This window comes from Nonomuraea terrae (assembly GCF_004348995.1).
Taxonomy (GTDB): Bacteria; Actinomycetota; Actinomycetes; order Streptosporangiales; family Streptosporangiaceae; genus Nonomuraea; species Nonomuraea terrae.
Genome location: NZ_SMKQ01000283.1, coordinates 1 through 8,946, shown reverse-complemented (window position 1 = coordinate 8,946; position 8,946 = coordinate 1). Strand labels below are relative to the sequence as shown.

Here is an 8,946-nt window from a genome sequence, read left to right as displayed (position 1 = left end):
CCCCGAACCTGCGCAGCCCCGCCCCGCCCATGGAGTACGCCCTGTTCCGCGCGCAGAACGGCAGCGGCGACCTCTCCCACGCCGAGCTGCTCGGCCACCGGGCCAAGGCGCTGCGGCACCACCCGCTGTCCATGGAGGTGGACCACAACCGGGCGCTGGCCTGGCGGGTGATCCTCGGCGACGACGAGCACGAGAGCGTGCACCGGGACATCACGACCGTGGCCATCGGCGTCGAGTCGTCGGCCAGGATCCGGCACGTGGGGCAGACGATGGGAGCGGGCTGGCTGGAGGGGGTGCTGGCGTGGCCGCGCCGGTTCGTGCTGCCGTTCGACCACGGAGGCGCGCCGGAGCTCACCTTCACCGAACTCCCCGCCCCGGCCCCCGTCCCGATGTCCTGACTCGGCGGTCGTCACGGCGGCTGGTTTCGTGTGCGTCTCCCAGACTACGGGGCACTTCCGACTAGGATCCATGCACATGACCCAGCTTCCTCTGCGGGCACAGCTCGCCAGCGCCCTGGGCCGCAGTGCCGCCACACTGTCCCGGATGACCGGGCGCGGTGACGGCTCGGTGATCGGCGGGCGGGTCGGCCTGCTGCTCGAGCCCGATCTCCTGCGCAAGCTGGCACGCGACCGCAAGCTGTCCCTGGTCAGCGCGACCAACGGCAAGACCACCACGACGAGGCTGATCACCTCGGCGCTCCTGGAGCTCGGCGAGGTGGCCACCAACGCCTTCGGCGCCAACATGCCGGCCGGCCACGTCTCCGCCCTGTCCCAGCACAAGGGCGCCCCTTACGGGGTGCTGGAGGTCGACGAGAAATATCTGCCCGAGGTGCTCGACACCACCGGCGCGGGCGTCGTGTGCCTGATGAACCTCAGCCGCGACCAGATGGACCGCGCCGGTGAGATCTGGCTGCTCGCCCAGAAGTGGCGCAGGGCGCTGTCGGGCAAGCCCACCCACGTCATCGCCAACTGCGACGACCCGCTCGTCACCTGGGGCGCCTCCACGGCCGCCAAGGTCACCTGGGTGGCCGGCGGCCAGCGGTGGAAGGAAGACTCCTGGTGCTGCCCCGAGTGCGGCGGCCCGCTCGACCGCAAGGACGCCGACTGGGCGTGCCGCGAGTGCACCTTCCACCGGCCGGAGCCGCAGTGGGCGCTCGACGACGACGTGGCCGTCGACCCGCGCGGGCAGCGATGGCTGCTCGACATCCAGCTTCCCGGCCTGGCCAACCGCTCCAACGCGGTGATGGCGCTGGCGGTGGCCGAGGCGTTCGGGCTGCCGGTCGACCGGGCGCTGCCCCGGCTGCGCGAGGTCCGCTCGGTCGCCGGCCGCTACACCACCGTCGAGCGCGACGGCAGGAACGCCCGGCTGCTGCTGGCGAAGAACCCGGCCGGCTGGCTGGAGGCGTTCGACGTGGCCGATCCGCAGCTGCCGATCATCCTGTCGGTCAACGCCCAGGGCCCCGACGGCCGCGACACCTCGTGGCTGTGGGACGTCGACTACCGCATCCTGCGCGGGCGTCCCGTCTTCGTCACCGGCGAACGCCGCCTCGACCTGGCGCTGCGGCTCGACGTGGCCGACGTGCCGTTCACGCTGTGCAACACGTTCTCGGAGGCGCTGGCCATGCAGCCGCCCGGCCGGGTCGACGTGATCGCCAACTACACCGCCTTCCAGCAGATCCGATCGGAGTTCGGACGTGCCGTCTGACAGCGCCCTCAGCATCGTCTGGATCTACCCCGACCTGCTGAGCACGTACGGGGACCAGGGCAACGTGCTCGTCCTGGAGCAGCGTGCGCGCCGCCGGGGCATCGAGACGGAGACGATCCACGTACGCTCGGCCGACCCCGTCCCCGAGACGGGCGACATCTACCTGATCGGCGGCGGCGAGGACCGCCCGCAGATCCTCGCGGCCGAGCGCCTGCGTCGCGACGGCGGCCTGCACCGCGCGATCGCGCGCGGGGCGGCGCTGCTCGCGGTGTGCGCCGGCTACCAGATCATGGGCAGCACGTTCGGCGGCGAGGAGGGCCAGCCGGTCGGCGGCATCGGCCTGCTCGACATCTCCAGCTCGCGCGGCCCCGCCAGGGCCGTGGGCGAGCTGGTCGCCGAGGTCGACGCCGCGCTCGGCCTGCCCACGCTGACCGGCTTCGAGAACCACATGGGCGTCACCCACCTCGGGCCCGGCGTCCGGCCGCTGTCGAAGACCGTCAAGGGCGTCGGCAACGGCGACGGCTTCGAGGGCTGCTACGCGGGCCACGTCGTGGGCACCTACCTCCACGGCCCCGCCCTGGCCCGCAACCCGGCGCTGGCCGACCTCCTGCTGTCGTGGCGGGCCGGGCAGCTGACGTCGCTCGACGACTCCCCCTACGAGGCTCTCCGCCAGGAGCGTCTCAGCACGGTCCTGCAGCCCTAGAGGTTGTAGCCGCCGGCCACCTCGATGTTCTGCGCGGTGATCCAGCGGCCCTCCTCGGAGACCAGCGCGGCGATCACCATGCCGATGTCGTCCGGCTCGCCCACCCGGCCCAGCGCGGTCTTCGCCGCGAGGGCCGGGATCACCTCGGGGAACCGCTCGAAGGCGTTGTCGGCGAGCCGGGTGCGGGTGGAGCCCGGCGAGACGGCGTTGACGCGGATGCCGCGCGTGCTGAACTCCTTGGCCATGTAGCGGGTCAGCACGATCAGTCCGCCCTTCATCGTCGCGTACGCCGAGTAGCCGGCCTCCAGGCCGGAGGCCATCGCGGAGTTGCTGGAGACGTTGACGACGGCGCCGCCGTCGGTCATCAGCGGCAGCAACTTCTGCGTCAGGAAGTACGGCCCCTTCAGCAGCACCCGCGAGAACCGGTCGAACAGCTCCTCGGTGGTGTCCTCGAACATCGACATCTGCGCGAAGCCGGCGTTGTTGACGAGGAAGTCGAAGGTGTCGCGCTGCCAGAGGCCGCTCAGCGCGTCGATCACCTGCTCGCGGAACGCCGGGAAGCCGCCGGTGTCGCCGAGGTCCAGCGGCAGGGCGGCGGCCGTGCCCCCTTCCTTCTCGATCGCGGCGACGGTGTCCAGGGCCCCCTGCCGGTTGGCGCCGTAGGTGAGGATCACCCCGGCGCCCCGCTTGGCGATCTGGACCGCCGCGCTCTGTCCGATGCCGGAGCTGCCGCCGGTGACGATGGCGACCTTCATGGTGTGCCTCCTGTGGGAGTCATCGAGAACCTGACTCCTTCATGGAAGCAGCCTGACCTGGGGTGACAGTAGAAAGATCCTCTTACGCCCTTGCACGATCGTGCCCGTCACGGCAGAGCGGGCATGGGGGTGCGCAGGCGGGCGGCGTCCTGGCTGGGTGGCACGCCGAACTGGCGGCGGTACTCGCGGCTGAACTGTGACGGGCTGTCGTATCCGACGCGGTGGCCGACGCCGGTGATGTCATGGGGGCCGGTGGCCAGCAGCAGCCGGGCTTCCTGCAGCCGGATCTGCTTCTGGAACTGGATGGGGGTCATCGCGGTCACCGCCTGGAAGTTGCGGTGGAAGGCGGAGACGCTCATGCCGGACAGCCGCGCCACGTCCTCGACCCGGAACGCCTCGGCGTAGTGGTCGCGGATCCACCGCACCGCGCGCGCGACGTGGCTGAGGTTGCTGTCGGCCAGGCCGAGCTGGCGTACGACGCCGCCCTGGGCGCCGGTGATCAGCCGCCACACGATCTCGCGCTTGATCAGAGGGGCGAGCACCGCCCGGTCGCGGGGCTGGTCGAGCAGGCGCAGCAGCCGGACGACCGCGTCCAGCAACTCGTCGGGTGCGTCGCTGACGGCGATCCCCGGCGCCGCCCGGCCGTCCGCGCGCGGGACGTCGCCCGGCGCGGCCCGCAGCAACAGCTCGGCGACGGCGGACGCCTCCAGCGTGAGCCCGAACCCCAGCGCCGGGCACTGCGGGCTCACCTCGATGAAGTGGCCGGTGACCGGCAGGTCGACCGAGGCGACGAGGTACTGCCCGGCGCGGTACTCGTACACCCGCTCGCCCAGCGCGAGCCGTTTCGTGCCCTGGGCGATGACGGCCAGCACCGTGCCGGACATCGACGGCGACGGCGGCTCGGGGCGCTCGACCTTCGAGATCAGCACGCCGTCGATGGCCGTGCTCCCGTCGGGCCGCACGTGCCGGGCCAGCAGGGTGCGAAGCTCGTCCAGGTCCATGCACCGATTGCAGCACACCGGTTGACGTGCAGCCGTCCGGTTGCCTATCGTCCCTCATGCAGCCAAACGGTTGCATGTTCGGGATGGCGGTAGATGGACGAGGTGTTCAAGGCGCTGGCCGACCCCAGTCGCCGCAGGCTGCTCGACAGCCTCAACGCCCGTAACGGGCAGACGCTGCGCGAGCTGTGCTCAGGGCTCGAGATGACCCGGCAGTCGGTCAGCAAGCACCTGGCCGTGCTGGAGGGGGTCGATCTGGTGACCACCGTGTGGCGGGGCCGGGAGAAGCTGCACTACCTCAACGCCATGCCGATCAACGCCATCGCCGACCGCTGGATCAACCAGTACGACCGCCGGCGAGCCGGCGCCCTGGTCGACCTGAAAACGGCATTGGAGGACAGTCGCGTGTCCGATTTCGTGTACACCACATACATCCACACCACCGCCGAACGCCTCTGGCAGGCGCTCACCGAGCCGGCCTTCACCCAGCGCTACTGGGGGATCGCCCTGGAGTCGGACTGGAAGGTCGGCTCCACGGTGACCTGGCGGATGAACGGCGCCACGATCGAGGACCCCGAGCAGGTGGTCCTGGAGTCCGACCCGCCCCGCCGCCTGGCCTACACCTGGCACTCCTTCACCCCCGAGTTCGCCGAGGCCATGGAGCAGGACGCCGAAGGCGTCGCCAGGGTGGCCGAGGAACGGAGGTCGAGGGTGACGTTCGACATCGAGCCGCGGGGCGGGATGGTCAAGCTGACCGTCGTGCACGGTGGGTTCGAGCCGGGCAGCGAGGTCAGGAAGTCGATCGGCGAGGGCTGGCCCGAGCTGCTGTCGAGCCTCAAGACGCTCCTGGAGACCGGCGAACCCCTGCCGGCATGACCTGACCGCCGTGGGCGGTCAGTAGACCAGGGCCTGAGCGCCCTCGCTCATCACTTCCTCGACGAACGCCGGCGCCCCCGCGATGCGCACACCCTCGATGACGTCGTCGACCGTGATGTCCCTGCGGGCCGCGCACTGGGTGCAGAGCGTCACCCGCCCGGCCGCCAGCACGGCGTCGAGCAGGTCGGTCAGGGGCGCCGCGTGCGACAGGCCGAACTCCTTGGCCCGCCCCGGCAGCGCGAACCACGCCGACTCGCCGGTCAGCCACAGAGAGACGGGTACGCCGCTCGCCAGCGCCGTGGCCGCGACCGTGAACGCCTGGTTGCAGCGCTCGGGGGCGTCGGCGCCGGCGGTCACCTTGATCACCAGTGATCGTGCCATATCCGTCACCCTACGCCTCCGGCCGACGCCGTACGCGCCGAGCGGCACTAGGCTTGGTGAGCATGGAAGAACCTGAGGTGCACCCCGACCTGGAGCCGATCGCGTTCCTGCTGGGGCGCTGGGAAGGCGCCGGCGTGGGCGGCTATCCCACGATCGAGAGCTTCAACTTCGGGCAGGAGATCGAGTTCACGCACAACGGCAAGCCGTTCCTCGAGTACGTGAGCCGCACCTGGCTGCTCGACGACGACGGCAACCGCGTCAAACCGCTGGCGACGGAGTCGGGTTACTGGCGTACGCAGCCCGAACGGCAGATCGAGGTCGTGCTCTCCCACCCGACCGGCATCGTCGAGATCTACATCGGCGAGGTCGTCTTCCACAAGATCGAGCTGCGCACCGACGTCGTCGCCCGCACCGCCTCGGCCAAGGAGTACACCGCGGGCCACCGCCTGTACGGCCTGGTCAACGGCAATCTCATGTGGGCCTACGAGATGGCGGCCGGCGGCCACCCGCTCACCGACCACATGTCCGCGGAGCTGAAGAAGGTCGCATGAGCACGCCGTTCACCCCCCAAGCGGTCGAGGCGATCAAGCGCCACATGAACGACGACCACGCGGAAGACGCGCTGATCATCGTTCAGGGTCTCGCCGAGCGCCCCGAGGCGTCCACCGCGATGACGAGCGGCGTCGACGCCGAGGGCATCGAGTTCACCATCGACGGCGGCGAGCGGGTGCGGGTGGGGTGGGGCGAGACGCTGACCGAGCGCGCCCAGGTGCGCGAGGCCGTCGTGCGCCTCTACCGCGAGGCGTGTGGCCGGCTCGGCATCCCCGCCAAGGGAGAGCATTGAAAAAGGGCCCCGGGCGACACTCCACCTGCCGCGCAGGTGGGCCGGATGGACCATGGTCGGGATGACGATCCCGCCCTCCGGCTGCCAGGGGCCCCGGTGGTTGCCTCGTATTCGCTGACGTCAACGAGACAACGAGTCCGCGACGTTAGCGGACAACCACCTCGCTAGCCCGACTATGAATCACCATTATTCGGACCACCTCCTTTCCGCGTACCCACGAAGCTATGCGGTCGTCCGCGAGAGGAGCAAGTGAATATCCCCGCGCCGTAGACTCGGGACATGACGGAGACGCAGTGGCACGAAGAACTCCGCGCAAAGGGCTACCGGGTCACTCCGCAGCGCCAGCTCGTCCTCGAAGCGGTCAAGGAGCTGGAGCACGCCACACCGGAGGAGATCTGCGTCAAAGTCCGCGAGACCGCTCGCGGGGTGAACATCTCGACCGTCTACCGCACGCTTGAGCTGCTCGAAGAGCTCGGCATGGTCACCCACACCCACCTCGGGCACGGCGCGCCGACCTACCACCTGGCGGCCGAGGCCGACCACGTCCACCTGGTGTGCCGGAGCTGCGACGAGGTGTTCGAGGTGCGGCCCGAGCTGGCCGAGGGGCTGGTCAAGGGACTCGACGAGGAGTTGGGGTTCGACGCCGACGTCCATCACCTGACGGTCTTCGGCCGCTGCCGCGACTGCCGCCGCGCCAAGGGATGACGCCGCAGGATGACGCTGTGGGCGTACCCCGCGCGGGTGTCCCGGCGGGTGCGGATAGCCTGGAGGGCATGCGTAGCCCTCTGCTCGATCTCCCCGGTGCCGTCCCGGCGGACGCTCCGGATTCCGACGTAGCGGCGCACTACGGCGACCTGTACGCCGAGCAGCGCGCGCTGGCCAAGGGAGAGGCGGTCGTCGACCGCAGCAACCGCGAGGTGATCCGCGTCACCGGCGCCGACCGGCTGAAATGGCTCAACGACCTCACCTCGCAGAAGCTCGACACGCTGCGGCCCGGCGAGTGGACCCAAACCCTCGACCTCGACCTGCAGGGCCGCGTCCAACACCACCTGACGCTGGTCGACGACGGCGAGAGCGTGCTCGCCCACGTCGAGCCGGGCACCGCGCAGAGCCTGATCGACTACCTCGACCGCATGCGGTTCATGCTGCGCGTGGAGGTGTCGCGGGCCGACGACCTCGCGGTGCTCTCCACGGCTTCCGAAGACTTCCTGGTGCCACGCGCCGAGCTGGCCGATCATCTCGGCCGGCCGCTGGCGGGGCTGTGGGCGTACGAAGCGCTGCGCATCGAGGCACACCGGCCACGGCTCGGGTTCGAGACCGACCACAAGACGATCCCCCATGAGCTGGGCTGGATCGGCTCGGCCGTCCACCTCACCAAGGGCTGCTACCGCGGCCAGGAGACCGTGGCCCGGGTCCACAACCTCGGGCATCCGCCGCGCCGCCTGGTGTTCCTCCACCTCGACGGCAGCGTCGACACGCTGCCGCCGCACGGCGCTCCGGTGATGTTCGAGAGCCAGGAGGTCGGCGTGGTCGGCTCGGCCGCCCGCCACCACGAGCTCGGCCCCATCGCCCTGGCCGTCGTCAAACGCACGGTCCCGGTGGACGCCCCGCTGCTGGCCGGTGGCGTGGCCGCCTCCCAGGAGGTCGTCGTCCCGCCGGACGCCGGCCGCAACGTCTCCATCGACCCGACCCTCCGCCGCCGCCTGCGCTGACGGGCGTTCTCCGACGGGCAGGCCGCCCGTCGTGTCACCGGCCCGGGCGCGGACGCGCCCGGCTCGGCCGGGAGGCAGGGCTCTAGGCCGGCGAACCGCCGGCCAGCTGTGCGCGGTGTGCGCGGTTGGCGTCGATGAGCCGGTCAAGGGCCTCGCGGGTCTCGCACAGCTCTTCGATGTGCCGGTCGATCCGCTCCCGCTCCTGTGTCAGCCGCTCGAACCCCTCGTCGTCGTTCCGCTCACTCGGTGAGTCGACACATGGCAACAGCTCGGCGATCGTACGGCTGGAGAGCCCGGCCGCGTACAGACGCTGGATGAACCGGACCCGCTCGACCTCGTCGTCCGTGTACCGGCGCTGCCCGCTGGCGCTGCGCGTGCTGCTGAGCAGGCCCCGCTCCTCGTAGTAGCGCAGAGACCGGACACTCACCCCGGCCTGTGACGCCAGCTCCCCGATCCGCATCGCCTTTTCCCTTCCGTCGAAAAAATCTTCCGCCGAACGCTTGCCTCTGACGTCAATGTCAGGTTCTAGCTTAGTCGTCGCGGCCCCCTTGAGGGGCGTGACCGTCTACGGAGAATCCTGAAAGGTACGCGGAGATGACGACTCTGTTCGATCGCTACCACCTGGGCGCGCTGACCCTGCCCAACCGTGTGGTGATGGCCCCCATGACCCGGGTCCGTGCGGCCGCGGGAGGCCTGGCGACGCCGTCGATGGCGGCGTACTACACGCAACGCGCCACTGCCGGCCTCATCGTGACGGAAGGGATCCAGCCCAGCCTCGTCGGGCAGTCCAACCCGGGCACCCCGGGGCTGTACACCGACGCCCAGGTCGCAGCCTGGCGGCCGGTCACCGACGCGGTGCACACCAACGGCGGGCGCATCTTCGCGCAGATCATGCACGGCGGGCGCGTCTCCCACCCCGACACCACGGGCATGCAGCCGGTGGGCCCCTCGGCCGTCCCCGCCGTCGGCCAGG

At 70.6% G+C, this 8,946-nt stretch carries 12 protein-coding genes and 1 pseudogene; 9 read left to right on the top strand and 4 right to left on the bottom strand.

Annotation, left to right across the window (positions count from 1 at the left end; all coding sequences use genetic code 11):
* The 3 genes and pseudogenes from E1286_RS43535 to E1286_RS43525 all read left to right on the top strand — a co-directional run.
* Positions 1-398, top strand: a pseudogene (locus tag E1286_RS43535) (ATP-binding protein); the annotation flags it as partial.
* Between the two features lie 76 nt (positions 399-474).
* Positions 475-1,704, top strand: a complete 1,230-nt coding sequence (locus E1286_RS43530) for a MurT ligase domain-containing protein (protein ID WP_132622703.1) — start codon at positions 475-477, stop codon at positions 1,702-1,704.
* Positions 1,694-2,407, top strand: a complete 714-nt coding sequence (locus E1286_RS43525) for a type 1 glutamine amidotransferase (protein ID WP_132622701.1) — start codon at positions 1,694-1,696, stop codon at positions 2,405-2,407. Before E1286_RS43530 ends, E1286_RS43525 begins: the two co-directional genes overlap by 11 nt.
* Here the strand turns inward: E1286_RS43525 and E1286_RS43520 are convergent.
* Positions 2,404-3,162 (bottom strand): SDR family NAD(P)-dependent oxidoreductase, encoded by a 759-nt coding sequence (locus E1286_RS43520; RefSeq protein WP_132622699.1) that lies wholly within the window; start codon positions 3,160-3,162, stop codon positions 2,404-2,406. The two genes, E1286_RS43525 and E1286_RS43520, sit on opposite strands and share 4 nt — an antisense overlap.
* 107 nt (positions 3,163-3,269) lie before the next feature.
* The gene (locus tag E1286_RS43515; RefSeq protein WP_132622697.1) at positions 3,270-4,163 is read right to left on the bottom strand and encodes an AraC family transcriptional regulator; all 894 of its coding nucleotides are present in this window, start codon (positions 4,161-4,163) and stop codon (positions 3,270-3,272) included.
* A 93-nt stretch (positions 4,164-4,256) separates the two neighbouring features.
* On the opposite strand from E1286_RS43515, the gene E1286_RS43510 reads away from it, so the two are divergent.
* Complete coding sequence (locus E1286_RS43510; protein WP_132622695.1) at positions 4,257-5,036, top strand: ArsR/SmtB family transcription factor; 780 nt, start codon at positions 4,257-4,259, stop codon at positions 5,034-5,036.
* Positions 5,037-5,054: 18 nt separating this feature from the next.
* On the opposite strand, the gene E1286_RS43505 is transcribed toward E1286_RS43510, so the two are convergent.
* On the bottom strand, positions 5,055-5,417 hold the full coding sequence (locus E1286_RS43505) for a DsrE family protein (protein ID WP_132622693.1): 363 nt from the start codon (positions 5,415-5,417) through the stop codon (positions 5,055-5,057).
* Between the two features lie 62 nt (positions 5,418-5,479).
* Here E1286_RS43505 and E1286_RS43500 point away from each other — a divergent pair, with 62 nt between their 5' ends.
* The 4 genes from E1286_RS43500 to ygfZ all read left to right on the top strand — a co-directional run bounded on the left by E1286_RS43500 (position 5,480) and on the right by ygfZ (position 7,973).
* Positions 5,480-5,968 carry a heme-binding beta-barrel domain-containing protein gene (locus E1286_RS43500; RefSeq protein ID WP_132622691.1) on the top strand — a complete coding sequence of 163 codons (489 nt, stop codon included), beginning with the start codon at positions 5,480-5,482 and terminating at the stop codon, positions 5,966-5,968.
* On the top strand, positions 5,965-6,261 hold the full coding sequence (locus E1286_RS43495) for a DUF2470 domain-containing protein (RefSeq protein WP_132622689.1): 297 nt from the start codon (positions 5,965-5,967) through the stop codon (positions 6,259-6,261). Before E1286_RS43500 ends, E1286_RS43495 begins: the two co-directional genes overlap by 4 nt.
* 279 nt (positions 6,262-6,540) lie before the next feature.
* On the top strand, positions 6,541-6,966 hold the full coding sequence (locus E1286_RS43490; RefSeq protein WP_132622687.1) for a Fur family transcriptional regulator: 426 nt from the start codon (positions 6,541-6,543) through the stop codon (positions 6,964-6,966).
* Positions 6,967-7,034: 68 nt separating this feature from the next.
* Entirely contained in the window at positions 7,035-7,973 is a 939-nt protein-coding gene (gene ygfZ, locus E1286_RS43485; protein ID WP_132622685.1) for a CAF17-like 4Fe-4S cluster assembly/insertion protein YgfZ, read from the top strand.
* Positions 7,974-8,055: 82 nt separating this feature from the next.
* On the opposite strand, the gene E1286_RS43480 is transcribed toward ygfZ, so the two are convergent.
* Positions 8,056-8,433 (bottom strand): MerR family transcriptional regulator, encoded by a 378-nt coding sequence (locus E1286_RS43480; RefSeq protein WP_132622683.1) that lies wholly within the window; start codon positions 8,431-8,433, stop codon positions 8,056-8,058.
* A 134-nt stretch (positions 8,434-8,567) separates the two neighbouring features.
* Between E1286_RS43480 and E1286_RS43475 the strand changes: the two genes are divergently transcribed.
* Positions 8,568-8,946, top strand: a 379-nt coding sequence (locus tag E1286_RS43475) for a beta/alpha barrel domain-containing protein (protein WP_484213929.1), incomplete at its 3' end; no start/stop codon positions are given.

What these genes read in the sequence shown, in the direction of transcription:
- E1286_RS43510 (WP_132622695.1), top strand. Translation starts at nt 4,257, where the DNA reads ATGGACGAGGTGTTCAAGGCGCTGGCCGACCCCAGTCGCCGCAGGCTG.
- E1286_RS43495 (WP_132622689.1), top strand. Translation starts at nt 5,965, where the DNA reads ATGAGCACGCCGTTCACCCCCCAAGCGGTCGAGGCGATCAAGCGCCAC.
- E1286_RS43500 (WP_132622691.1), top strand. Translation starts at nt 5,480, where the DNA reads ATGGAAGAACCTGAGGTGCACCCCGACCTGGAGCCGATCGCGTTCCTG.
- E1286_RS43515 (WP_132622697.1), bottom strand. Translation starts at nt 4,163, where the DNA reads ATGGACCTGGACGAGCTTCGCACCCTGCTGGCCCGGCACGTGCGGCCC.
- E1286_RS43505 (WP_132622693.1), bottom strand. Translation starts at nt 5,417, where the DNA reads ATGGCACGATCACTGGTGATCAAGGTGACCGCCGGCGCCGACGCCCCC.
- E1286_RS43480 (WP_132622683.1), bottom strand. Translation starts at nt 8,433, where the DNA reads ATGCGGATCGGGGAGCTGGCGTCACAGGCCGGGGTGAGTGTCCGGTCT.
- ygfZ (WP_132622685.1), top strand. Translation starts at nt 7,035, where the DNA reads ATGCGTAGCCCTCTGCTCGATCTCCCCGGTGCCGTCCCGGCGGACGCT.
- E1286_RS43490 (WP_132622687.1), top strand. Translation starts at nt 6,541, where the DNA reads ATGACGGAGACGCAGTGGCACGAAGAACTCCGCGCAAAGGGCTACCGG.
- E1286_RS43520 (WP_132622699.1), bottom strand. Translation starts at nt 3,162, where the DNA reads ATGAAGGTCGCCATCGTCACCGGCGGCAGCTCCGGCATCGGACAGAGC.
- E1286_RS43530 (WP_132622703.1), top strand. Translation starts at nt 475, where the DNA reads ATGACCCAGCTTCCTCTGCGGGCACAGCTCGCCAGCGCCCTGGGCCGC.